The 24,055-nt window shown below is 63.8% G+C and carries 23 protein-coding genes; 7 read left to right on the forward strand and 16 right to left on the reverse strand.

What is annotated here, in order from left to right; all coding sequences use genetic code 11:
* Positions 1–62: 62 nt before the first annotated feature.
* From PVA39_RS12275 to moaA, 5 genes are all read right to left on the reverse strand, one after another.
* Positions 63–845 carry an ABC transporter ATP-binding protein gene (locus PVA39_RS12275; RefSeq protein WP_274124294.1) on the reverse strand — a complete coding sequence of 261 codons (783 nt, stop codon included), beginning with the start codon at positions 843–845 and terminating at the stop codon, positions 63–65.
* Entirely contained in the window at positions 842–1,927 is a 1,086-nt protein-coding gene (locus PVA39_RS12280; protein ID WP_274124295.1) for a FecCD family ABC transporter permease, read from the reverse strand. Before PVA39_RS12280 ends, PVA39_RS12275 begins: the two co-directional genes overlap by 4 nt.
* Positions 1,920–3,065 (reverse strand): ABC transporter substrate-binding protein, encoded by a 1,146-nt coding sequence (locus PVA39_RS12285; protein WP_274124296.1) that lies wholly within the window; start codon positions 3,063–3,065, stop codon positions 1,920–1,922. The genes PVA39_RS12280 and PVA39_RS12285 overlap by 8 nt, the downstream gene beginning before the upstream one ends.
* 299 nt (positions 3,066–3,364) lie before the next feature.
* Positions 3,365–3,814 (reverse strand): PA2169 family four-helix-bundle protein, encoded by a 450-nt coding sequence (locus tag PVA39_RS12290; protein WP_274124297.1) that lies wholly within the window; start codon positions 3,812–3,814, stop codon positions 3,365–3,367.
* Positions 3,815–4,011: 197 nt separating this feature from the next.
* Positions 4,012–5,007: a GTP 3',8-cyclase MoaA gene (gene moaA, locus PVA39_RS12295; protein ID WP_274124298.1), complete on the reverse strand. Its 996-nt coding sequence runs from the start codon at positions 5,005–5,007 to the stop codon at positions 4,012–4,014.
* A gap of 375 nt (positions 5,008–5,382) precedes the next feature.
* Here moaA and PVA39_RS12300 point away from each other — a divergent pair, with 375 nt between their 5' ends.
* The gene (locus PVA39_RS12300) at positions 5,383–5,796 is read left to right on the forward strand and encodes a CopD family protein (RefSeq protein WP_274124299.1); all 414 of its coding nucleotides are present in this window, start codon (positions 5,383–5,385) and stop codon (positions 5,794–5,796) included.
* A 45-nt stretch (positions 5,797–5,841) separates the two neighbouring features.
* Here the strand turns inward: PVA39_RS12300 and PVA39_RS12305 are convergent, their stop codons facing one another.
* Positions 5,842–6,300 carry a DUF2231 domain-containing protein gene (locus PVA39_RS12305; RefSeq protein ID WP_274124300.1) on the reverse strand — a complete coding sequence of 153 codons (459 nt, stop codon included), beginning with the start codon at positions 6,298–6,300 and terminating at the stop codon, positions 5,842–5,844.
* Positions 6,301–6,432: 132 nt separating this feature from the next.
* On the opposite strand from PVA39_RS12305, the gene coxB reads away from it, so the two are divergent.
* The 4 genes from coxB (at position 6,433) to PVA39_RS12325 (ending at position 11,775) form a co-directional block, all read left to right on the forward strand.
* On the forward strand, positions 6,433–7,323 hold the full coding sequence (gene coxB, locus PVA39_RS12310) for a cytochrome c oxidase subunit II (protein WP_274124301.1): 891 nt from the start codon (positions 6,433–6,435) through the stop codon (positions 7,321–7,323).
* Positions 7,320–9,854 carry a cytochrome c oxidase subunit I gene (ctaD, locus tag PVA39_RS12315; protein ID WP_274124302.1) on the forward strand — a complete coding sequence of 845 codons (2,535 nt, stop codon included), beginning with the start codon at positions 7,320–7,322 and terminating at the stop codon, positions 9,852–9,854. Before coxB ends, ctaD begins: the two co-directional genes overlap by 4 nt.
* Positions 9,854–10,207, forward strand: a complete 354-nt coding sequence (locus PVA39_RS12320) for a hypothetical protein (RefSeq protein ID WP_274124303.1) — start codon at positions 9,854–9,856, stop codon at positions 10,205–10,207. Before ctaD ends, PVA39_RS12320 begins: the two co-directional genes overlap by 1 nt.
* Before the next feature lie 116 nt (positions 10,208–10,323).
* Positions 10,324–11,775: an SLC13 family permease gene (locus PVA39_RS12325; protein ID WP_274124304.1), complete on the forward strand. Its 1,452-nt coding sequence runs from the start codon at positions 10,324–10,326 to the stop codon at positions 11,773–11,775.
* Between the two features lie 57 nt (positions 11,776–11,832).
* Here the strand turns inward: PVA39_RS12325 and argR are convergent, their stop codons facing one another.
* The 7 genes from argR to PVA39_RS12360 form a co-directional block, all read right to left on the reverse strand.
* Entirely contained in the window at positions 11,833–12,813 is a 981-nt protein-coding gene (gene argR, locus PVA39_RS12330; RefSeq protein WP_274124305.1) for a transcriptional regulator ArgR, read from the reverse strand.
* A gap of 53 nt (positions 12,814–12,866) precedes the next feature.
* Entirely contained in the window at positions 12,867–13,631 is a 765-nt protein-coding gene (locus PVA39_RS12335) for an ABC transporter ATP-binding protein (protein ID WP_274124306.1), read from the reverse strand.
* A 28-nt stretch (positions 13,632–13,659) separates the two neighbouring features.
* On the reverse strand, positions 13,660–14,358 hold the full coding sequence (locus tag PVA39_RS12340; RefSeq protein ID WP_274124307.1) for an ABC transporter permease: 699 nt from the start codon (positions 14,356–14,358) through the stop codon (positions 13,660–13,662).
* Positions 14,359–14,368: 10 nt separating this feature from the next.
* Entirely contained in the window at positions 14,369–15,058 is a 690-nt protein-coding gene (locus tag PVA39_RS12345; protein ID WP_274124308.1) for an ABC transporter permease, read from the reverse strand.
* Between the two features lie 148 nt (positions 15,059–15,206).
* Positions 15,207–15,986, reverse strand: a complete 780-nt coding sequence (locus PVA39_RS12350) for an ABC transporter substrate-binding protein (RefSeq protein ID WP_274124309.1) — start codon at positions 15,984–15,986, stop codon at positions 15,207–15,209.
* Between the two features lie 325 nt (positions 15,987–16,311).
* Positions 16,312–18,273 carry an acetate--CoA ligase gene (acs, locus tag PVA39_RS12355; RefSeq protein ID WP_274124310.1) on the reverse strand — a complete coding sequence of 654 codons (1,962 nt, stop codon included), beginning with the start codon at positions 18,271–18,273 and terminating at the stop codon, positions 16,312–16,314.
* A gap of 13 nt (positions 18,274–18,286) precedes the next feature.
* The gene (locus PVA39_RS12360; protein ID WP_274124311.1) at positions 18,287–18,466 is read right to left on the reverse strand and encodes a hypothetical protein; all 180 of its coding nucleotides are present in this window, start codon (positions 18,464–18,466) and stop codon (positions 18,287–18,289) included.
* A gap of 20 nt (positions 18,467–18,486) precedes the next feature.
* Here PVA39_RS12360 and PVA39_RS12365 point away from each other — a divergent pair, with 20 nt between their 5' ends.
* A complete protein-coding gene (locus tag PVA39_RS12365) occupies positions 18,487–20,040 on the forward strand; it encodes a cyclic diguanylate phosphodiesterase (protein ID WP_274124312.1) in 1,554 nt (517 codons plus the stop codon).
* A 105-nt stretch (positions 20,041–20,145) separates the two neighbouring features.
* Here the strand turns inward: PVA39_RS12365 and PVA39_RS12370 are convergent, their stop codons facing one another.
* The 3 genes from PVA39_RS12370 to PVA39_RS12380 form a co-directional block, all read right to left on the reverse strand.
* Positions 20,146–20,523, reverse strand: a complete 378-nt coding sequence (locus PVA39_RS12370) for a VOC family protein (RefSeq protein ID WP_274124313.1) — start codon at positions 20,521–20,523, stop codon at positions 20,146–20,148.
* Positions 20,524–20,548: 25 nt separating this feature from the next.
* Positions 20,549–21,559, reverse strand: a complete 1,011-nt coding sequence (locus PVA39_RS12375; protein ID WP_274124314.1) for a TRAP transporter substrate-binding protein — start codon at positions 21,557–21,559, stop codon at positions 20,549–20,551.
* Positions 21,560–21,678: 119 nt separating this feature from the next.
* The gene (locus tag PVA39_RS12380) at positions 21,679–22,599 is read right to left on the reverse strand and encodes a LysR family transcriptional regulator (protein ID WP_274124315.1); all 921 of its coding nucleotides are present in this window, start codon (positions 22,597–22,599) and stop codon (positions 21,679–21,681) included.
* Between the two features lie 167 nt (positions 22,600–22,766).
* Here PVA39_RS12380 and PVA39_RS12385 point away from each other — a divergent pair, with 167 nt between their 5' ends.
* Positions 22,767–23,969, forward strand: a complete 1,203-nt coding sequence (locus PVA39_RS12385) for a CaiB/BaiF CoA transferase family protein (protein ID WP_274124316.1) — start codon at positions 22,767–22,769, stop codon at positions 23,967–23,969.
* The last annotated feature ends 86 nt before the right edge of the window (positions 23,970–24,055 follow it).

The following is a 24,055-nucleotide window of genomic DNA, read 5'->3' on the forward strand; positions in this document are numbered from 1 at the left end:
CGCTCCCACAGGTGTTAGTCAGCTACAGCCTGTAGCCCGGGTTGAGCGCAGCGATACCCGGGTTACGCGCCGATCACCGACACCGGGTAGATCGCGGTATAGGCGCCACCGTCCACGCTCAAGGTTCGGCAATCGACGCCATACACCGCGGCCAGATGCTCAGGAGTGAGCATTTCTTCCGTAGTACCGCAGCCGTGTACATGGCCCTGGCTGATCATCAGCGCATCGTCGGCATAACGACTGGCCAGGTTCATGTCATGGAAGATCGCCAGGGTGACGATCTTTTCGCGGCGTGTGTAGGCGCTGACCGCCTCGAGCATGTGCAACTGGTTGGCCAGGTCCAGCGCCGAGGTCGGCTCGTCGAGCAGCAGCAGGCGTGGGCTGCGCACCAGCGCCAGGGCGAGGGAAATCATCTGCCGCTCACCGCCGGACAGCTGCCCCGGCTGCTTTTCGGCGAAACGCTGCAGGCCCAGCAGTTCGAGCACTTCGCTGGCCCGGCGCTGGCTGTCGCGCTGGGTCGACCAGCCCCGCGCGCCACCGTGCTGCGCCAGCAACAGCAGCTCGTAGGTCGACAAACGCACGTCGAGGTGGGCCATATCCTGGGCCACGTAGCCGATCAACCGCGCCCGCAGCGCTGGCTCCAGGCCGAGCAACTGGGTGCCGTCGATGGTCGCCGAGCCTTCGGCGCGCAGCAGGCCGCATAGCCCCTTCATGAAGGTCGATTTGCCCGCGCCGTTGGCACCGAGCAGCGCCAGGGTGCGGCCTGCCTCGGCGCGCACGGCGAAGTCACGAATGATCGGCCGGCCGTTGATGGACACGCCGTAATTCTGGCTGACGAAACTCATCGGGACGTCAACCTCCGGTCGCGCAGGATCAAGACGATAAAGAACGGCAGGCCGATCAGCGAGGTGACCATGCCGATGGGCAGCACGGCGCCCGGCACGATCAGCTTGCTGGCCAGCGACGCCAGGGTGACGAAGATGACGCCGCAGGCCAGGGTCACGCCGATGGTGAAGCGCTGATCCTCACCAACCAGCAGGCGCGCCACATGGGGCGCCACCAGACCGACGAAGCCGATGATGCCGACCACAGAGGTCACTGCACCCGCGAGCAGCGCGGCCAGTACCAGCATGCTGGTGCGCACCCGCTTGACGCGAATGCCGAATACCACAGCCTGGTCGCCAAAACTGCGCAGCGCGGTCAGCGCCCAGGCCTGCATCAGCACCAACGGCACCGCCACCAGGGCGATCACCGCGCATAGCCCGACCTTGGTCCAGGTGACGTGGAGCAGCGAGCCCATCAGCCAGAACACAATGCTCTGTAGCTGGTCGACGCTGGACACGTACTGCACCAGGCCGAGAAGCGAGCTGAACACGAAATGCACGGCGATCCCCAGCAGGGTGATGGCCTGCAGGCCGATCTGCCCGCGGGTCAGCAACAGGATCACACCGACGGTGAGCAGCGAGAACAGAAACGCATTGGCGGTGACCAGCATCTCCGCACCGAAGCCGGGCAGCCACTGGGCCAGCGACAGATTGAAGGTCAGCGCCAGCGCCGCGCCGAAGCCCGCCGCCGAGGAGATACCGAGGGTGAAGGGCTCGGCCAGCGGATTGTCGAGCACCGTCTGCATGATCAACCCGGCCAGCGCCAGACAGGTGCCGGCCAGCACCGCCATCAGGGTCATGGGCATGCGCAGTTCCCAGAGGATTACCCGCGTCGAATCATCCACCTGGTCGGGCGTGAACAGCCCCTGCACCGCATCGGCGAAGCTCAGGGTGCCGGAGCCCACCACCAGATCGGCGATGAACGCCAGTAGCGCCACTACCAGCAGGCCGACCAGCAGCAGGCTGCGCTGCCAGACCGCGCGGGCGTAGCGCTGCTGATAGTCGCCGGCGCCGGGCGCGGCGCCCACGACCGACTCACTCACCGTGCGGCGCCTGGCTGAACAGGATAGCCGGCACGTTGCCCAGGCCGGTCATGCCCAGCAAGGTGCGGGTGCTGGCGGCAGGGTCGAGCCCGGCAGCGGCCTGCGGGTAAAACGCCTGGGCCAGGTACTCGACCGCCAGAATGTTCCAGGCACTGGCATAAAAGTGGTGGTACACGCCGTACACGCGGCTCTGCTGGGTCGCCTGCAGCTGCGCCATGCCAGGACGCTTGAGCAATTGCGCCATGGCCTTGTCGATGGCCGGCTGCTGCACGGTCGGGCCGAAGCCGAACGGCGGCGAGATCGAGGTGCTGTCCTTGAACTGGGTGCCGCTCATCACGTAGACATCCGGCTTCTTGCTGATCACCGTCTCCAGGGTCACGTCACCGGTCACGCCCGGCAGGATCTGGCTGCCGAGGTTGTCGCCGCCGGCGGCCTGCACCAGCTTGCCCCAGTAAACCTCGCCATGGGTGAAGCAGCAGGCGCTGGAGCCGCCCTGTCCGGCCTTGGCCTCGACGAACACCAGCGGGCGCTTGCCCTGCTCGGCCACCAGCTTGTCGACGTTGGCCAGGCGCGCCTTGTAGAAGTCCAGGTATTCGGTGGCGCGCGCTTCGCGGTTCAGCACTTTGCCGAGCAACTCGATGCTTTTCTGGCTGTGGGGCACCGGATCCAGGTCGGTGTCGACGTAGATCGCCGGAATCTTCAGGGCAGCCAGCTTGCGTTCGACACCGGCACCTTCCAACGACTTGCGCGCGCGAAGCTGGAACACCAGCAGATCGGGCTTGCCGGCCACCACCGCTTCCAGATTCATGTCGCCATCGTCACCGAACTGCATGTCGGTGGCCTTGTTAGCGCTCTTCGGCCACTGCTTCTCGAACAGCGCCCAAGTGTTGGGATCCGAGCGTTTGATGATGTTGTTCCACACCGAAATGCGCGCGAACGGGTCTTCGCGGTCGAGCAGCGCCAGGCTGAACAGGTCGCGGCCGTCCTGCAGGACGACGCGCTTTGGCTCGTGCTCGATGGTCACCTGGCGGCCCGCCAGGTCGGTAACGGTGAGCGGGTAATCGGTGGCGTGCGCGGCGGCGCTGCACACCAGGCACACGAGGGCCGTGAGACGTAACACGAACGCAGGGATAGTCATGGAGGGAACAAACCTTTTACTGCGGAGTAGAACGGAAGACGGAGAGTCGCGAAAAACTGAAACACAGGGTAACAAAGGTATAGCGCAACGTCATTAAGAACCATTATCGATGCAAGGTTCTGCCGCTGATGATCGTTTTTTTAGATAAGTAGGAGTGAGCCCGCGCGTTCTGGCTGTGTGTCGGACGCTTTCAAAGGCTGGTTCAATCAGGCCTGCGTCGACTGTTCAGGCGCCGCTCCCTCGAATGCCGGGCACAAAAAAGGATGCCCGCAGGCATCCTTTTTCGTTGGCAACGCTGATCAGCTGGCGCGCGCGGAGTCGCGCAATGACTTGACCTGATCGTGGTTACGCTGCACGCCCTGCATCTGCTTCTCGAGCACCACGCGCACGTTGGCCGGCAGATCTTTCTGCAGCGCATCGCGGTAGGCCTTCAGGGCTACGTCTTCGCCACGCTCGCACTCGTTGAGGATGGCCTCTTCGCTCTTACCGGTCAGCAGCGACTTGAGGTCCACCCAGCCGCGGTGTAGCGCGCCGGAAACGCTGGAGCTGGTTTCCGGGTCGCCGCCCAGGCCACGCACCAGTTGCTGCAGCTCGGCGGCGGCGCTAGCGCAGTCCTGCGAACGTTGGGTGAAGAAGCTCTTGAGACGCGGCTCTTTCACGTCCTCGGCACACTCGCTGAAGCCTTTCTCACCGTCTTTGCTGGTTTCGATCAGGTCATTCAGTACCGAAATAACGTCTTTGTTATCCACTTTGAATCTCCTCGTCGCTTCAGAAAAAAGCCCATGTGGGCCGCTCCCTTAAGTGGAGTGAGCCCCTGTTGCGGAGGTTCAGGGCAATTTCTGACGACTCAGTCAGGCGCCGATCAGCGGACAACGAGCAAAGGCGCGCGGCGTCTAGGCGCGAACCGCTCGTCTGGATGCAGAAAACAGCTAGCAAGCGAAACGGCTTAGCCGCCGGTCATGCTCATGAAGCGAATCACCTGCACCTGCTCATCGGTTTCGAAGTGATGACGCTCGGGTTTGAGCTGTAGCGCACCGACCAGTGCCTCGCGCAAGCGCTCGCTGTCGCCCGGGTGGGCGCGCATCAGGCTGCGCAGATCCAGCGCGTTGTCGTGACCCAGGCAAAGCACCAGCTTGCCTTCGGCGGTCACGCGCACGCGGTTGCAGTCACCGCAGAAGTTGTTGCTGTGTGGCGAGATGAACCCCACGCGGGTGTCGCTGCCGCTAACCTGCCAATAACGCGATGGCCCGCCGGTAACGTGGCTGCTGCGCACCAGCGCATGGCGCTGCTCGATGCGCTCGCGTACCACCTCGCTGGAGCAGAAGGTCTGCTCGCGCTGATGGCTGACCACACTGCCCAGGGGCATCTCTTCGATGAAGCTGATATCCAGGCCGCGGGCCATGGCGTACTCGACCAGGCCCAGCACTTCGTCGTCGTTGCGCCCGGTCTGTACCACGCTGTTGAGCTTGATGCGCTTGAAGCCCGCCGCTGCCGCCGCATCGATGCCGGCCAGCACCTGGTCGAGCATGTCGCGGCGGGTGAAGGCGGCGAAGCGCTCGCGCTGCAACGAATCGAGGCTGACGTTCAGGCGGGTGACGCCGGCAGCGCGCAGATCGTTCGCCATATGGGCGAGCTGCGAGCCGTTGGTGGTGATCGACAGGTCTTCCAACTCGGGGCGCTCGCCCAGACGGCGCAGCAGGCTCAGCAGGTTCTTGCGCACCAGCGGCTCACCACCGGTGATGCGAATGCGTTTGACGCCCAGCCCGATGAACGCGTCGGCGACGTTGTACAGCTCTTCCAGGCTGAGGATCTGGGAGCGCGGCGCGAACACCATGTCCTCGCTCATGCAGTAGGTGCAGCGGAAGTCGCAGCGATCGGTCACCGAGAGTCGCAGGTAGGTAATGCGTCGGCCGAAGGGGTCGACCAACTGCGTCGTGTGCATCTATCCGATCTCCCGGCCTCGTGGCCAGCTGGAAGTGGCTGTCGCCATGCGACAGTGAGCAGCCCGATTGGCTGCAGAAAGTGGTGCCAAGTTTACCACGCCGCTATGGCGCTGCGCCGGTCACGGGGTCACACCCTGTCGGGTCGGACAACAATGCCCACACATTCAGTGACACAACCGGGTAGCCCTTCGGCGGTCTTGACGCGTTGCCCAGCTGCTCTCGGTAACGCCCGAAAGCCAGCAATCACAAGGCCTTGAGCGTATCGAAAAAGGCCTTGGCAGGCGTCAGGCACGCCCGGCGGAAAGGTCGAACCGCGTTTCTCGCGCCAGGGTCACACAGGCAGACCTCAGGACGACTGGCCATGGAGAGCGTCGATGCCCCTTCTGAAACTGCTGCACTTCACCGCACTGTTCGCCTGGTGCGGCACCCTGCTCTACCTGCCCGCGCTGATCGCCGCCAGCTGCCGCGCCTCGCAACCCGCCGAGCGTCCGGGGCACCCGGAACTCAATCGGCGCATTTTCACCCTGGTCGCAACACCGGCGGCGCTCGTCGCCATCGGCAGCGGCACCGCGCTGTTCCTGCGCGATGGCACCTTCGGTGTGTGGCTCGTCGCGAAACTCACTGCGGTGGCGGTCATGGTCATCTGCCATGCGCTGTGCGGCCTGCTGATCCTGCAGTGCGAACGCCAGCCGCGCCCTGCCCTGACCATCGCCTGCGCCGCACTGGGCGGCATCACGCTGGGCATGATCGCCGCCACTTTGTGGCTGGTGCTCGCCAAACCTTACTGAACCAGGAGCTCCCCACCCATGAATGCAGGCGGGCCAAAGCCGGATCTAATCGACGTCGACACCCACGGCATGCTCATAGACCAGACGCCCGCCCAGGTACGCAGCGATGGCGATCAGGCCTGCCGTGAACAGCGACAGGTAGAACGCCCAGATCTCGAACCCTTCCTCGCCGTGGCGGTAGCGCAGCATCCAGTTCAGCGACGCCAGGGACAGCATCATCACGGCTATGATCGCGTGGCACCAGGCGCTGATCTTCTGGCGGATGCGTTTGACGGTCAGCAGGTCGATCAGCCCGGCAATGCTGGCGATCCAGCCGCCGACCGCGCCGACACCGGCCAGCCACAGACTGGCGCGCACCCAGAACGGGTCGGTGGTCCAGAAGTAGGCGAAATCGGTGGCCACCAGCCCCAAAAGGGCGGCGACCGGGAAATGGATCATCATCGGGTGCAGCGGGTGCCCGGCGATGGCCGCGCGACTGACGATGGATTCTTGTTGCTCAGCCATGGCGGCCTCCCTGTCGATTCTAGAAAAGGCCGAGCGTGGCCGACCCTAATCAAGTTGACCGCACTCGCCACAGCAGTTCCGATTATCTCGGCCTGCAGTGGTGACCAATCAATTCTGGCCCCGGCCGGCCCGGTGGCGCGTGATATCGCCCTGCTGTGGTGGGCGATGTGCGGCTTTTTCAGCCTGGTGCTGGTGGTGGTCAGCGCCCTGTGGATCTACGCCATCTGGCGCAAGCCGCGCGAATATTCGGTCGATCAAGCGCGGCGTATCCAGCGGCGCTGGCTGATCGGTGGCGGCATCCTGCTGCCGTCCATTACCATCGTCCTGCTGTTGGCGTTCGGCATTCCGGTGGGCCAGCGCATGATGCAGTTGCCGATTCTCGGCGAGCGGCCGCTGCAGATCGAAGTGATCGGCCACCAGTGGTGGTGGGAGGTGCGCTACCCGGACAGCGGTGTGGTAACGGCCAACCAGCTGCACTTGCCGGCCGGGCGCCCGGTGGACATAACCGTCAGCAGCGCCGACGTGATCCACTCCTTCTGGGTGCCGCGCCTGGGCGGCAAGATCGACATGATCCCCGGCCGCGAGAACCGCATCCGGCTGCAGGCCGACAAGCCCGGCACCTTTCGCGGCCAATGCACCGAATTCTGCGGCACCCAGCACAGCCATATGGTGCTCGACGTGCAGGCCCACAGCGACGAAGACTTCGCCGCCTGGATCGACGCCCGTCGCGAGCCGCGGGTCGAGGCGCTCGAGGGCGCAGCCGGCGAAACCTTCGCCGTGCACTGCGGCACCTGCCACCGCGTGGCGGGGGTCACCGAAGGCAATCGCGCACCGGACCTTACCGATCTGGCCAGCCGTCGCAATCTGGGTGGCGGTCTGCTGGCCAACGAGCCGGGCGCCACTCTGACCTGGCTACGCGAGCACGGCCGCCTGAAACCGGGCACCGCCATGCCACTGATCGACGACCTCGATGCCGAGCACCTGCAGGCCATCGCCACCTGGCTGGAGGGCCTCGAACCATGAGCGACACACGCGAAAACCAGTGCCGCGAAACGGCGGACGCCGACTCCCTGCACGACCAGTTCGACGATGTATGGGGCAACCCACGCGGCTGGCGGGCGCTGACCATCGTCAATCACACCACCCTGGGCCTGCGCTTCATGGTCACCGGGCTGTGCTTCTTCGTCTTCGGTTTGCTGCTGGCGATGCTGATCCGCACCCAGCTTGCACTGCCCGGCAACGCCTTCATGGGCCCTGAAGTGTTCAACCAGGTGTTCACCATGCACGGCACGGTGATGATGTTCCTGTTCGCCGTGCCGATGATGGAAGGCCTGGCGGTCTACCTGATCCCCAAAATGCTCGGCGCCCGCGACCTGGTGTTCCCGCGACTTTCGGCCTTGGGCTACTGGTGCTACCTGTTCGGCGGGCTGATCATCTGCTCCAGCCTGCTGCTGGGCGTGGCGCCCAATGCCGGCTGGTTCATGTACACGCCGCTGTCCAGCGCCGCGCATTCGCCGGGCGTCAACGCCGACTTCTGGCTGCTGGGCATCACCTTCGTGGAAATTTCCGCGGTATCGGCCGGCGTCGAGCTGGTGGTGTCGATCCTGCGTACCCGGGCCGAGGGCATGGCGCTGAACAAGATGCCCATCTACGCCTGGTACATCCTCACCATGGCGCTGATGATCGTCATCGGCTTCCCGCCGCTGATCCTGGGCAGCATCTTGCTGGAGCTGGAGCGCGCGGCGGGGCTGCCGTTCTTCGAGGTGGCGCGTGGCGGCGATCCACTGCTGTGGCAGCACCTGTTCTGGCTGTTTGGCCACCCGGAGGTGTACATCATCTTCCTGCCGGCGGCCGGCATCGTCTCCACCCTGCTGCCGGTGTTCTGCGGCCGCCCGCTGGTGGGCTACCGCGCCGTGGTACTGGGCGTGATCAGCACCGGCTTCATCAGCTTCGGTCTGTGGGTTCACCACATGTTCACCGTGGGCATTCCGCAATTGGCCCAGGCCTTCTTCTCGGCGGCGAGCATGCTGGTGGCGATTCCCACGGCGATTCAGGTGTTCTCCTGGATCGCCACCCTATGGCTCGGCAAGCCGCGTTACAACGTGCCGATGCTTTGGCTGGTGGGCTTTCTGATCATCTTCGTGTGCGGCGGGCTGACCGGGGTGATGCTCGCCCTGGTGCCGTTCGACTGGCAGGTTCATGACACCCAGTTCGTGGTCGCGCATTTTCACTACGTGCTGATCGGCGGCATGTTGTTTCCGCTGATCGCCGGGCTGTATTACTGGCTGCCGCACTTCTCGGGGCGCATGGCCTCCGAACGCCTGGGCAAGTGGGGTTTCTGGCTGGTGTTCATCGGCTTCAACATGACCTTCCTGATCATGCACTGGACCGGCCTGTTGGGCATGCCGCGGCGCGTGTACACCTACGAGAGCGGCCTGGGCTGGGACATGCCCAACCTGATCTCGTCGATCGGCAGCTTCATCATGGTGATCGGCATCGCCACCCTGCTGCTGGATCTGATCCTGCACTACAGGTACGGCAAGCGGGCCGGCAACAATCCCTGGCAGGCCGACACCCTGGAGTGGGCCACCAGCCTGCCGCCCAATCCGTACAACTTCGTCAGCCTGCCCAAGCTGACCGACCGCCATCCGCTATGGCACGACCCGGACCTGGGCGAAAGCATCGCCCGCGGCGAACATGCGCTGACGGTGATCGATCATGGTCGCCGGGAAACCTGGGGCGTCGATCCGCTGACCGGCAAGGTGCGGGAAATCGTCCATCTGCCCGGCAACAGCTGGCTGCCGTTCATCGCGGCCTGCTTCATCGCCATGCTGTGCCTGAGCCTGCTGACCAAGACCTACCTGCTGGCGCTGTTCGCCTGCTTCGCCGCCAGCGTGGCGCTGCTGCGCTGGAGCTGGGAAAACGGCGCCCACCCCAAGGCCGCTCCGGACGCCCGCACCCAGCCCCACGAGCCGCCGCTGCATTCACGCACTTGCGATGGGCCGGGCCTGTGGGGCATGGGCGTGACGCTGCTGTCCAACGGCGCACTGTACCTGTCGCTGTTGTTCGGCTGGTTCTACCTGTGGACGGTGTCGCCGAACTGGCAGGTGCCGGAGGCACCGGTGTTCAACCACTGGCTGCTGCTCGCCAGCGCCGCCCTGCTGAGCGTAGCGACGCCCTGGCACCGCCGGATACTGGCGCGCCTTCGGCTGCGCGATGACCGCGGCTTGTTCGCCTGCCAGATCGGGCTGGCAGTGGTCGGCCTGATTCAGGTCGTGCTGCTGTTGGTGGCGCTGCGCAGCGACGCCCTCGAGCCGACCGTGCGCGCCCATGACGCGGTGATCTTCGTGATGCTTGCCTACAGCCTCGGCCACGCCCTGCTCGCCGGCACGCTCAGTGCGTTGCAGGCACTGCGGGTGCGCATCGGCTATGTCAGCGCCGAAGCGCCCTATGAGCCGTTGGTGGTGGCCCAATTGTGGAATTACAACCTGGCCGTGCTGTGGATCAGCTACTTCGCCATCGTCCTGTTCCCACCTGCTTTCGGAGGCGCGTGATGCAAAGCCTGCGCTCGTTCTATAACCCGGCTCATCTGGTCACCGGCCTGAGCATCTGGAGCCTGTGGTTCGTGGCCCTGTATGGCGGTCAAGGCGTTGGCTGCTCGGTGGCGCCACCACCGCCCGAAGACGGCCCCTGGACCTGGCTGAATCTCGCCCTTGGGCTGCTGTCGCTGTTCGCTGCGGGAATTCTGCTGGGGCTGGCTTACCTGTTCCACCGCGCCACCGGGCGACCGAACCTGAGCGAGCGCGAACGCTTCGTAGCCAGCGTCTCGGCCGCCGGCCACCTGATTGCTGCCATCGCCGTGGTGTTCATCGCCCTGCCCATCCTCGCACTGCCGCCCTGTGCCTGACAGCCCGCGCACAAGTGCCCGGTACAGCCAGGAAACCTGCTGAAACAGCTGGTGCTGACCTTTCGCGCCAGCGGCGCCTCGAAGCCAACACCGTGTAGATGGAACGAGACAGAACAATGAGCGAAAGCAAACAATCCCACGGCGCATTGATCGCGGCACGTATCGGCCTGTTTCTAGGGCCGCTGCTGTTGCTGGCTTGCCTGTTCAGCGAAGCACCGGCAGATCTCAGCCGTGAAGCCTGGATGACCGCCGGTCTGATCGGCCTGATGGCCACCTGGTGGGCCACCGAGGCAATTCCCATCCCCGCCACCGCCCTGCTGCCGATTCCGATGATCCCGCTGCTGGGCATCGGCAGCGTGCAGGACGCTACCTCGCCCTACGCCAACCCAACCATTTTTCTGTTTCTCGGCGGCTTTCTGCTCGGCCTAGGCATGCAGCGCTGGAACCTGCACAAACGCCTGGCCCTGCGAACCCTGCTGACCGTCGGCAACCAGCCGGCTCGGCAGATTGGCGGCTTCATGCTGGCCACCGGTCTGGTGGCCATGTGGGTGAGCAACACCGCAACGGCGATCATGATGTTGCCAATCGGCATGTCGGTGATCGCCATGCTCACCCAGCAAGGTGATGAGCGTGAACATGAGCGCTTCGCCACCGCGCTGCTGCTGGGCATCGCCTATGCTGCCAGCATCGGTGGCATCGCCACCCTGATCGGCACGCCGCCCAACGCGCTGCTCGCCGCCTTCCTGCGCGACAACCACGACGTGCATATCGGCTTCGGCCAGTGGATGCTGCTCGGCCTACCAGTCGCCGCCTGTGTGCTGCTGTTCACCTGGTGGTGGCTGACTCGCGGCGGTTTCAAGCTCGAAGGCGACAGCCGGGCCATGCTGCGCCAGGAGCTTGACGAGCTCGGCAACTGGTCCGCCGGCGAAAAACGTGTGGCGCTGGTATTCGCCTGCACGGCCATCGCCTGGGTCATTCAACCGCTGCTGTCGCAGTATGTCGCAGCCATCGACGACACCCTGATCGCCATGGTCGGCGCCATGGCGCTGTTTCTGGTGCCGGCCGAACGTGACGGCGAAAAGCGCGTGTTCCTGATGGACTGGGATACCGCCAACAAGGTGCCGTGGGGCATTCTTCTGCTGTTCGGCGGCGGCCTGTCGCTGGCGGCGGTGATCACCTCCACAGGCTTGGCCGCGTGGATCGGCGAGGGCCTGAAGAACATCGGCACCCTGCCGCTGATTCTGATCATCGGCGTGGTGGTGCTGACCATCAACCTGCTCACCGAAATCACCTCCAACACCGCCACCGCCGCCGCCTTCCTGCCGCTGGTGGCGGCCCTGGCAGTTTCCCAGGGCCTGCCGCCGGAACTGTTGGCGATTCCCGCCACCATCGCCGCCAGCTGCGCCTTCATGATGCCGGTAGCCACACCGCCGAACGCCCTGGTGTTCGGCACCGGGCTGATGCGCATCCAGTCGATGATCAAGAACGGGGTGATGATCAACGCGTTCTGCGTGATCCTGGTGACGGTGCTCTGCTATCTGCTGATCGGCATTATCTGGAGCCACTGAGCCGGGCCGGCGAGCAGTCGTCGGCAGCGGTGGCCGCCGTGGGAGCGAGCGGGACGCCTAACCTCGCTCCGCCGGGGCCGAGGTCAGTTCGAAGGGGCTGTTGCTGCGCCGCTGATTACGGTCTTCACGCGGCGTGGCGCCGAAGAAGTTGCGGTAGGCGCTGGAGAAATGCGGCCCCGAGGAAAAACCGCAGGACAGGCCAATCTGGATGATCGATTTGCTGGTCTGCATCAGCAACTGACGGGCCTTGTTAAGGCGCAGCTCCAGGTAATACTGGCTGGGCACGCGGTTCAGGTACTGCTTGAAGATGCGCTCCAGCTGGCGGCGCGAGACGCACACGTGCTGGGCGATCTCGTCGGTGGTCAGCGGCTCCTCGATGTTGGCCTCCATCAGCAGTACCGCCTGGGTCAGCTTGGGATGGCTGGAACCGAGACGATTCTGCAGCGGAATGCGCTGACGCTCGCCGCCCTCGCGGATGCGCTCGACCACCAGCTCCTCGGACACCGCGCCGGCCAGCTCGGCGCCGTGGTCACGGGCCAACAGGGCCAGCAGCATGTCCATCACCGCCATGCCACCGCAGGCGGTCAGGCGATCACGGTCCCAATCGAACAGGTGACTGGTGGCAATCACCTTGGGGAAGCGTTCGGCGAAATCGTCCTGCCAGCGCCAGTGCACCGAGGCCCGATAGCCATCAAGCAGCCCCAGCTGCGCCAGCGGATAGACACCCGCCGACACCGCACCGATGCAGCATCCGTTGCGCGCCACCTGCTTGAGGGCGGTAGCCAATGCCGGCGCTACGGCAGCCGGTGGCTCGTCGGCAAGCAGAAATAGCTTGCGATAGCCTTCCAGCCCCGCCGTCCAGGAACTGCCCGGCAGGCGCCAGGCGCCTTCGGTGGGCTCCTCGGCCTGCAGGAACGATACCTCGTAGACCACCTCCGGATGGACGCGCTGGGCGACGCTCAGGGCCTCTTCCGCCAGCGCCAGGGTCAGGGGCTTGGTGGATGGCCAAAGCAGGAAGCCGATTCGGGGGGCAGTCATGATGGGCAGGTTGGGCTCTGAAGGCAGTGATAGGTCGGGGATGATAACGCCAACTACTTGAGGCTGCCGCTGAGGAACTGTTGCAGGCGTTGAGATTGTGGGTTGGCCAGCACCTCGCGCGGGTCGCCCTGCTCCTCCACCAGGCCCTGATGCAGGAACAGCAACCCGTTGGACACTTCGCGGGCGAAGCCCATCTCGTGGGTGACCACTACCATGGTACGCCCTTCGGCGGCCAGGTCGCGCATCACCTTGAGCACGTCGCCAACCAGCTCGGGGTCCAGCGCCGACGTCGGCTCGTCGAACAGCATCACCTCCGGCTCCATGGCCAGGGCGCGGGCGATCGCCACACGCTGCTGCTCGCCGCCGCTCATGTGCGCGGGATAAGCGGCCTTGCGATGAGCCACGCCAACCTTCTGCAGGTAATGCTCGGCCTTGTCGCGGGCCTCGGCCCTGCTGACGCCCAGCACATGGACCGGCGCCTCCATGACGTTTTCCAGCACGCTCATGTGCGACCACAGATTGAAGTGCTGGAACACCATTGAAAGCCGCGAGCGCAGGCGCTGCAGTTGCTTGTCGTCGGCGGCGCGCAGAGCGCCATCCTTGCCGGGCACCAGCTTGAGCGCCTCGCCATTGAGCAGGATCTGCCCTGCATGAGGCTGTTCGAGAAGGTTGATGCAACGCAGGAAGGTGCTCTTGCCCGACCCGCTGGAGCCGATGATGCTGATCACATCACCCGCCTTGGCCGCCAGCGATACACCCTTGAGTACCTCGTGGCTGCCGTAGCGCTTGTGCAGGTCCGTCACTTCGAGCTTGTACATGCTTTTCACTCTTTCAAAGTCAGAGGATTCAGGAACGGCGCGGGGCCAGGTAGGCCAGCCAGCGCCGCTCGGCCACCTTAAACAGGCGCACCAGGATGAAGGTCAGGCACAGATAGAACAGGCCGGCGGTAATGTAGGCCTCGAACGGCATGTAGTACTGGGAACTGACGGTCTTTGCAGCGCCAGTGATATCGATGAGGGTGACGACTGAGGCCAAGCTTGTTGTGTGCAGCATCATGATCACTTCATTGCTGTATTGCGGCAGCGCGCGGCGCAAGGCCGACGGCAACAGGATGCGGCGGTATAGCTTGGCCCGCGACATCCCCATCGCCTTGGCTGCTTCGATCTCGCCAGGCGGCGTGGCCTTGAGGCTGCCGGCGAGAATTTCCGCCGTATAGGCGCTGGTATTGATGGCAAAGGCCAGGCAGGCGCAGAAGGTGGCGCTGGACAGGTAAGGCCACAGAAAGCTTCCGCGCACGCTCTCGAACTGAGCCAGGCCGTAGTACAGCAGGTACAACTGAACCAGCATCGGCGTGCCACGAATCACATAGGTGTAGAACCAGGCGGAAAAATTGATCAGCTTGCGACTGGAAACCCGCATGATCGCCAGCGGTAGCGCCACTAGGAGCCCTACACCGAGAGCGATGAACAGCAATTTGAGGGTCACCAGCACACCGCCGAAGTAAAGCGGCAGGCTGTCCAGTACCACGTTGTAATCGAAAAGCATGATGACTCCCTCAGAGCTCGGCAGCTTTGACGCCGACCGAATAGCGGCGCTCGAGATAACGCAGCACCAGCAGCGATACGCTGGTGATCGCCAGGTAAACAGCCGCCGCCAGAAGGATGTAGATAAACGGCTCGCGGGTTGCGTCACCAGCGCTCTTAGCACGAGCCATCATGTCCTGCAGGCCGACCAGGGAAATCAGTGCGGTGGCCTTGACCAGCACCAGCCAGTTGTTGGTCAGACCAGGAATCGCCAGGCGGATCATCTGTGGCACGAGGATGCGCAAGAACACCCGCTGCGAACTCATGCCATAGGCCAGCCCCGCCTCACCCTGCCCCTTTGGAATAGCCATGAAGGCGCCACGGAAGGTCTCCGACAGGTAGGCACCATAGATGAACCCCAGGGTACCGACGCCCGCCACGAACGGGTTGAGATCGATGTAGTCCTCATAGCCGAACATTGGAGCGATGCGGTTTACCAAGTCCTGGCCCCCATAGAAGATCAGCAGGATCAGTACCAGTTCGGGAATGCCGCGAATAACCGTGGAATAGGTTTCGCCCATCAGCGCCAGCCAGCGAACCGGCGACAGGCGAAACGCTGCACCGAGCAGGCCCAGAGCGACGGCGACCGCCATCGACAGCAGCGCCAACTGCACGGTGAGCCAGGCACCGTCGAGAATGGTCGAGCCGTAGCCGTTGAGCATCCGCTTACCTCATGCGTGCGCCCGCAGGCGCCGGAAATGCAATGCACAAGTGGCACACGCCGAAAATCAGCGTGTGCCACCTACAACAAGAAATCACGATATCTAGAGCCTGCTTGAACAGCGTAGGCCCGTGCTCAGCATCGCTGTCTTACTTGCCGTAGACGTCGAAACTGAAGTACTTGTCCTGAATGGCCTGGTACTTGCCATTGGCGCGGATCGCCAGGATCGCGGCGCTGATCTTGTCGGCCAGCGCCTTGTCGCCCTTGCGAACGGCGATGCCCTGGCCTTCGCCGAAGTATTTCTCTTCGGTGAAGTCCGGGCCCACGAAGGCGAAGCCCTTGCCGGCGTCGGTTTTCAGGAAGCCGTCTTCGATATTCACCGAGTCGGCGATGGTGCCGTCAAGGCGGCCGGCGCTAAGATCCAGGAACACTTCGTTCTGCGAGCTGTAGCGCACGATCTCGGCACCGGCCGGCGCGAAGACGTCGGTGGCGTAACGGTCATACACGGAGGAGCGTTGTACGCCGATCTTCTTGCCCTTGAGGTCGGTGGCCACGTCGTTCATCACGGCGCCGCTCTTCATCGCCAGCTTGGCAGGCGTAGCGTAGTACTTGCCGGTGAAGTCGACGGCGCGCTTGCGCTCTTCGGTGATCGACATCGACGACAGCACGGCGTCGAACTTGCGCACTTTCAGCGCTGGGATCAGGCCGTCGAACTCCTGTTCGATCCACTTGCACTCGACCTTCATTTCCTCACACAGGGCCACGCCGATGTCGTAGTCGAAGCCGGTGATGTTGCCGTCGGGAGTCTTGTAGGCGAACGGCGGGTAGGCCGCCTCGATACCGATGCGCAGCGCCTTGGCCTCCTGGGCCATGGTCAGCGGCGACAGCAGGGATAGTGCCAGCGCGCCGAGCAGTGCGATCTTCTTCATGGGGAAACTCCTGACAGGGATGGGGTTTCACTGGCCGCAAGGCAGGTAAGCCGGGCCATGGAAAGGTGACGTCGCCAACGCAGCGCAGGGCTACGGGCGGCGCACGGAAGTGCGGCATTCTAGCGATAGCGAGGCAGGCGATATTTCCCAGATGCGACAAGTAATTACAGAACCCATAGCCCAGTCACCCAGACGTCTTGACAGAACAAAAAACAGTCAATTTCGACCAGCCAGTTCAATTTACCGGCTCAAATCTGAAGGCCAGAAAAGCAGACGCCCCACGCGGAGAAGCCGGCATGGGGCGCTGGGTGAAGCGCAACTCAGATTAGGCGCAGGCGCTCTGCATCGATTTATGGGTATCGATCAGGTGCTGCACCACCCCCGGGTCGGCCAGGGTGGAAATGTCACCCAGGCTGTCGTACTCGGAGGTAGCGATCTTGCGCAGGATGCGGCGCATGATCTTGCCCGAGCGGGTCTTCGGCAGGCCCGGCGCCCACTGGATCACGTCCGGTGTGGCGATCGGACCGATCTCCTTGCGCACCCAGGCCTTGAGCTCCTGGCGCAGTTGCTCGGACGGCTCCTGCCCCTGGTTCAGGGTCACGTAGACGTAGATGCCCTGCCCCTTGATGTCGTGTGGTACGCCAACCACCGCGGCCTCGGCGACTTTCGGATGGGCAACCATGGCGCTTTCCACTTCGGCGGTGCCCATGCGGTGGCCGGAGACGTTGAGCACGTCGTCGACGCGACCGGTGATCCACCAGTAACCATCTTCGTCGCGGCGCGCGCCGTCGCCGGTGAAGTACATGCCTTTGAAAGTCTTGAAGTAGGTGTCGACGAAACGGTCATGGTCGCCGTACAGGCTGCGCGACTGACCAGGCCAGGAATCGAGGATCACCAGATTGCCCTCTGCGGCGCCTTCGATCAGGTTGCCCAGGTTGTCGACCAGCGCCGGCACCACGCCGAAGAACGGGCGTGTTGCGGAGCCCGGCTTGAGCGCGGTGGCGCCCGGCAGCGGGCTGATGAGGATGCCGCCGGTCTCGGTCTGCCACCAGGTGTCGACGATTGGGCAGCGTTCCTTGCCGACATTGCGGTAGTACCAGTCCCAGGCTTCGGGATTGATCGGCTCGCCCACCGAACCCAGCAGGCGCAGGCTGGAGCCGTCAGCGCCGGCCACGGCGGCTTCGCCTTGGGCCATCATGGCGCGGATTGCGGTCGGAGCGGTGTAAAGGATGTTGACCTTGTGCTTGTCGATGACTTTCGACACGCGGGTCACGTCCGGGTAGTTAGGGATACCTTCGAACAGCAGCGTGGTCGCGCCATTGGCCAGCGGGCCGTAGACAATGTAGCTGTGGCCGGTGACCCAACCCACATCGGCGGTGCACCAATAGACATCGCCCGGTTTGTAGTCGAACACCCGCTCGTGGGTCAGCGCCGCGTAAAGCAGGTAGCCGCCGGTGGTGTGCAGTACGCCCTTCGGTTTGCCGGTGGAGCCGGAAGTGTAGAGGATGAATAGCGCTTCCTCCGCGCCCATTTCCTTCGGCGCGCAAACGCTGCCGGCCACTTTCATCAGGTCCTCGAACCAGATGTCGCGGTGCTGGTTCCACTTGATCTCGGAGCCGGTGCGCTGCACCACGATGACCTTCTGGATGCTGCGCGTTTCGGGGTTGGTCAGGGCGTCGTCGACATTGGCCTTGAGCGGGATCTTCTTGCCGCCGCGCAGGCCTTCGTCGGCGGTGATCACCACCTTGGACTGGCAATCGATGATGCGCCCAGCAAGGGCTTCGGGCGAGAAGCCGCCAAACACCACGGAGTGAATGGCACCGATGCGTGCGCAGGCCAGCATGGCGACCACGGCCTCAGGAATCATCGGCATGTAGATGGTCACCACATCGCCGCGGTGCACGTCCTGGCCACGCAGGGCGTTGGCAAACTTGCAGACCTGCTCGTGCAGCTGACGGTAGGTGATTTCCTTGTGCTCGGACGGATCGTCACCTTCCCAGATGATCGCGACCTGATCACCGCGCTCTTCCAGGTGGCGATCCAGGCAGTTGTAGGACACGTTGAGGGTGCCGTCGGCGAACCACTTGATGTCGACGTGATGATCGTCGAAGGAAGTTTGCTTGACCTTGGTGAAAGGCTTGATCCAGTCGAGGCGCTGCGCCTGTTCGCGCCAGAAGCCATCGGGGTTGATCACCGATTGCTGGTACATGGCCTTGTAGGTGGCCTCGTCGGTCAGCGAATTGGCCGCCACCTCAGGGCGCACGGGATACAGGGACGCAGCACTCATTGAATCACCTCGGTTATTGATGTTGTTCTTCTATATCTACCTTTGTAACCATCGCGTCCACCGCCAGCCATTCGACCATGGTCTTAACGGCAGCCAGGCCCCAAGCCCGCCAGGCGAAATTCCACGCGGCGAAAATTGCGAGAAGCAGCGAGCATTCTTGTTGTACGACTTCCGCTAGACTCTGCAAAGCCACTCTGGATTCCTCTACCTCCCATGCCCCTCTCCACCCTGCGCAAGCGCGGACGTACGCTGCGCCTGAGCACCTCACTGGCGGTCGCGGCGCTGCCTTTGCTGCTTGGTATTCCCCTGATGTATTGGCAGGCCGCCACGCTGCTGCAGAACCGTGCCGAAAAGAGCGCTACCGACGCCAGCATGCAGCTTGAACACATGCTCGACGATGCCGCTAGAGTTGCCGGCGTAGTGCTGCCGATTGCCGGGCAACCCTGCGAGAACGTGGTCCAGACACTCCGCAGCCAGATGACCATCAGCCCTTTCTCACGCTCGGTCAATCTGGTCGCCGACGGCCTGATCTACTGCACCTCACTGCTCGGTGCCTATGAAAAAACCGAGGATACCGCCAGCTACGTCCAAGGGCAGCTCAGGCTGATGGCCGGCAACGTGGTCACTCCGGATCGCGCCGTGCTGGTCTATCGCCAGACCGACGCCCAGCATGGCGTGCTGATCGGGATCGACGGCCAACACCTGATCAACCTGCTGCAGATCAATGGCCAGGAGGTGTCATTGCAGATCGCCGTGGGGCAGAACTGGATTTCCGCTGACGGCCACGTGACCAACGCGCCTGGCCGCGCAGACAGCGACTACGGAATCGAGGTCGCTTCTTCGCGCTACCCGTTCAAGGTGGCAGCAGGCTATCCGCCGGGCGTTACCCTGCACTACATGCAGGCGCACTATCAGCCGCAGTGGCTGCTGTTCCTGATTCTCGGCGTACTGGCAGGCATCGGCACCTATCGCCTCAGCCTGCGCGCCAGCTCGCCTGGCACTGCGCTCAAGCGTGCTCTGGAGGCGGACGAATTCGTTCCCTATTACCAGCCGGTGATAGACGCCGAAACCGGCACCTGGGACGGGGTCGAAACCCTGATGCGCTGGCAGCACCCCAGCGAAGGCCTGGTGCCGCCGAACCAATTCATCCCGCTGGCCGAACGCCTGGGCCTGATTGTGCCAATGACCCGTGCCCTGATGCGCCATATCCGCGAGGATTTCGCAGGCCGAGCCGAGCAGTTGCCGATGGGCTTTCATATCGGCATCAACATCACCGCGGCGCACTGCCAGAACCTGCAACTGGTCGAGGAGTGCCGCGACTTCCTAGGCGCCTTCGCGCCTGGGCAGTTAATTCTGGTTCTGGAACTGACCGAGCGGCAGATGATCACGCCTACCTCGATCACCGAACAGCTGTTCACCGAACTGCGCGGACTGGGCGTACGCATCGCCATCGACGACTTCGGCACCGGCCATTCGAGCCTGGCTTATCTGCGCGAATTTCGCATCGACATACTGAAGATCGACCGCAGTTTTATCTCCATGGTCAACTCGCACTCGTTGTCCCGGCATCTGCTCGACAACATCCTGGACCTGGCCACCCGCCTGCAGTTGGACTTGGTCGCCGAGGGCGTGGAAAGCGCCGAACAGGTTCAGTACCTGATCCAACGCGGCGTGCGCTTCCTGCAGGGCTTCCATTTCGCCCGCCCGATGCCCGCCGCCGCGCTGTTCGACACGCTGCGCACCAAGCCGACCGTCAACCCCCAGTAAAAACGGTGGGGGCCGGCGGCGGCTCCCAGTCCATGCCTGCGAAACTGGTCGGGCGCAAAGCGCCCTCCCACAGCAGGACCAAGGCTGCGCTCAATACATCGACGCTTAAACCGGCTCGGCGATTTCGATCAGGTTCAGGTCTGGGTCGCGCAGGTAAATCGAACGGATCGGGCCCGTTGCACCGGTGCGCATTACCGGGCCCTCAACGATCGGCCAACCGACTTGCTGCAGGTACGCGATCACCTCGTCCAGTGGCCGGCTGGCGATGAAGCACAGGTCTAACGCGCCTGGCACCGGCAGGTGCGCCTTGGGCTCGAATTCCTGGCCACGCAGGTGCAGGTTGATCTTCTGGTTACCGAAACAGAATGCCTGGCGACCACTGCCGAAGGTTTCCAGACGCATGCCCAGTACCTTGGTGTAGAAATGCGTTGTCGCCTCGGCATCGGTTGCGGTGAGCACAAGATGATCCAGGTGGTCGAGCATGACGGCGTCCTATTTGGTGTAGTGACTATCGACCGCCCGCATTAGCGGCCTGCGCGGCCTCGATCACGTCGGCACCGATCTCGGCCTCGAACTTCTTCCAAGCCGGGCGCACGGCGTCACGCCAGGCGGCACGCTGTTCGGGCGTGAGGGTGATGATCTCGCTCTTGCCGGTGTCGAGGATGGCATGACGCGCTTCGGCGTTCAGCGCCTCGGCCTGTTTGTTCACCTCGACGGTCACCTCGTCGACGATCTGCTCCAGCTCGCTGCGGATGTCCGCCGGCAGGCCGTTCCAGAACTGGGTATTGGTGATCAGCAGGTAGTTGCCGATGGCGTGGTTGGACTCGGTCATGTACTTCTGCACCTCGAAGTACTTCTGCGAGTAGATGTTCGACCAGGGATTGTCCTGGGCGTTGACCACGCCAGTCTGCAGGCCCTGGTAGATCTCGGCGAAGGCCATTTTGCGCGGCACCGCACGCAGGGCGCTGTACTGCGCGGCCTGCAGGTCGGACGGCTGCACGCGGAATTTCTGCCCACGGGCGTCGCTTGGCTCGACCAGCGGCTTGTTGGCAGTGAGCTGACGCATGCCGTTGAGCCAGTAGGCTAGGCCGGTGATGCCCTTACTCTCCATCGATTTGAGCAGCGCCTTGCCTTTTTCCGAGGACTGGAAGCGCTGCGCGGCGGCCACGTCATCGAACAGGAACATCATGTCGAACAGCTGCAACTGCTTGGTGTACTGCTCCAGCTTCGACGGCGCCGGCGCGAGCATCTGCACCTCGTTCATCAGCAGCGCTTCCATTTCCTTGCCGTCGCCATACAGCGAGGAGTTGGCATAGACATCGACCTTAACCTTGCCGGCCAGGCGCTCCTCCACCAGTTTCTTGAACAGCAGCGCGCCCTGGCCCTTGGGCGTGCTGTCGGCGGTGATATGGGAGAACTTGATCAGAATAGGATCCGCTGCGTGCGCTGACAGCGCGCCAAGTAGTGCGCAACCGGCGAGCACGCCGGCTATGCCACGGCGGACGAATGAGAATTTCATGGGAGGCTCCTGTTGTTTTTGTCTGAGCGTCGAGGGACAACCCCCTTCGATTGGGCCGGACTGTACTGCGCCCTCCACCCGCGCTGAAATTCACATTTGGACAAGCGAGCCTTCGGCATTCACGAAGGCAGCGCTGCAAGCTCCACTGTCGATGAGCTGCCGCGCAGATGATCGAGCATCTGCTTCGCGGTCAGCGAAAGGTTGTCCTGATTACGTACCGCCACCTTGAGTTCACGCCGGGCCCAGGGATCGTGCAGCGGGATTACCCGCACATCGAGCGCTGGCAGGTAGGTACGCACCGCCAGATCCGGCAGCACGCCGACGCCCATGCCGGTGTGGATCATCCGGCAGATGGCCTCGAAGCTGCGCACCTGAATGCGCAGGCGCAAGGCCACGCCCTGGCTGTGCGCCGAATGTTGCAGCAGGCTGTGCAGGGAAGCGTCTTGCTGCAGACCGATGAAGTCATAGCCCACCGCCTCGCGCAGGAACAGGCCGTCGCGCTCGGCAAGCGGATGTTCGCGCGGAGTGACCAGCACCAACTGGTCATGGCGGTAGGTGAACACCTGCAGATCCTCGGCCGGCACGTGCCCGGCGAAGATGCCGATATCGGTCAGCCCCTCGCGCACAGCGCGGATGGTTTCGCTGCTGACCCGCTCTTCGAGATCGATCTTCACCTGCGGGTGCAGGCGACTGAAGCTGGCCAGATCCTCGGGCAGAAATTCGATCACCGCAGAAGTGTTGGCGTGGATGCGCACATGGCCTTTCACCCCTTCGCTGAACTCGCTGAGGTCGGCGTTGAGTTGTTCGAGGTTGTCCATCATGTTGCGTGCATGGTGCAGCAGCGCGTGGCCGGCCGGGGTCAGCTCCACGCCCTTCGGCTGGCGATAGAGCAAGCCGATACCGAGCTGGTTTTCCAGGTCGCTGACGCGCTTGCTCACGGCGGCCAGGGCCAGGTGCTCGCGCTCGGCGGCACGGGTCAGGCTGCGCTCGTCGGCGATGGCGACGAACAGCTTGAGGGTGACGAAATCGATGCGGCGCATGGGGTCTCCATTTCGTGCCTGGCGAAGCTAAGCTGCCAGAAGACTGACTTACAGCATGCCACTTCGCGATACGCGAAGCCTAGCTTGGCCATTGGGCAATTGTCGGCACCGCGCCGCTGCGCCATCCTGCGCACCACGAGAAACGCACAGGCAAATCGGGTGCAGTCATGACTCAGAGCAACACCAGCAACATGGCCCTGCAGGGGCTCAAGGTGATCGAGATGGGCCAGCTCATCGCCGGTCCCTTCGCCAGCAAGCTGCTCGGCGAATTCGGCGCCGACGTGATCAAGATCGAGCCGCCGGGCGTGGGCGACCCGCTGCGCAAATGGCGCAAGATCAAGGACGGCACTTCGCTCTGGTGGCACGTGCAGTCACGCAACAAGCGCTCGCTGACCCTCGACCTGAAACAGGCCGAAGCCCAGGACATCGTGCGCAAGCTGGTGAGCGAGGCCGACGTGCTGGTGGAGAACTTCCGCCCCGGCACGCTGGAAGGCTGGGGCCTGGGTTATGACGCGTTGAAGGCGATCAACCCGCGACTGATCATGCTGCGCATCTCCGGCTACGGACAAACCGGGCCCTACCGCGACCTGCCCGGTTTCGGGGTGATCGGCGAAGCCATGGGCGGCCTGCGCCATCTCTCCGGCTATGCCGGGCAAGCGCCGGTGCGCGTCGGGGTGAGCATCGGCGATTCGCTGTCCTCGCTGTATGGCGTGATCGGCGTGCTGCTGGCCTTGCAGGAGCGGGGCCGTAGCGGCCAAGGCCAGGAAATCGACGTGGCGCTGTACGAGTCGGTGTTCGCCATGATGGAAAGCCTGGTCCCCGAATACGACGCCTTCGGTTATATCCGTGAACCAGCCGGCAGCGCCTTGCCCGGCATCACGCCGTCCAACTCCTACCCCTGCAAAGACGGCAGCTACGTGCTGATCGCCGGCAATGGCGACAGCATCTACAAGCGCCTGATGAACCTGATCGGCCGCGACGATCTGGGCAACGACCCGCGCCTGGCGCAGAACGATGGGCGCAGCCAGCATGCCGAACTGATCGACAGCGCCATCGCCGAATGGACCGCCCAGCGTGGTCGCGACGAAGTGATTGAAGCGCTCAAGGGCGCGCGCGTGCCGGCCGGCTATCCCTACACCGCCGCCAATATCGTGCAGGATCCGCACTACCTGGCACGGCAGATGATCGAGCAGGTGCAGACCAGCGTCGGCCCGCTCAAGGTGCCGGGCGTGCTGCCCAAGCTCAGCCGCACGCCGGGGCGCATCGGCACCGGCGGCCCCCAGCTCGGCGAGCACAATGACGACATCCTCGCCGGCCTCGGCCTGAGCGCGGAACAGGTCGCCGGCCTGCGCGAGCGCGGCATCATCTAACAGCAGCTACCGCTTAGCCCGTAGGGTGTCGCGGGGCCGCCTAGGCCTTGCGCACTACACCAGTTCGTAGGGTGGACAACGCGAAG

The organism is Pseudomonas sp. CNPSo 3701 (genome assembly GCF_028674975.1).
In the GTDB taxonomy this organism is placed as follows: Bacteria; Pseudomonadota; Gammaproteobacteria; order Pseudomonadales; family Pseudomonadaceae; genus Aquipseudomonas; species Aquipseudomonas straminea.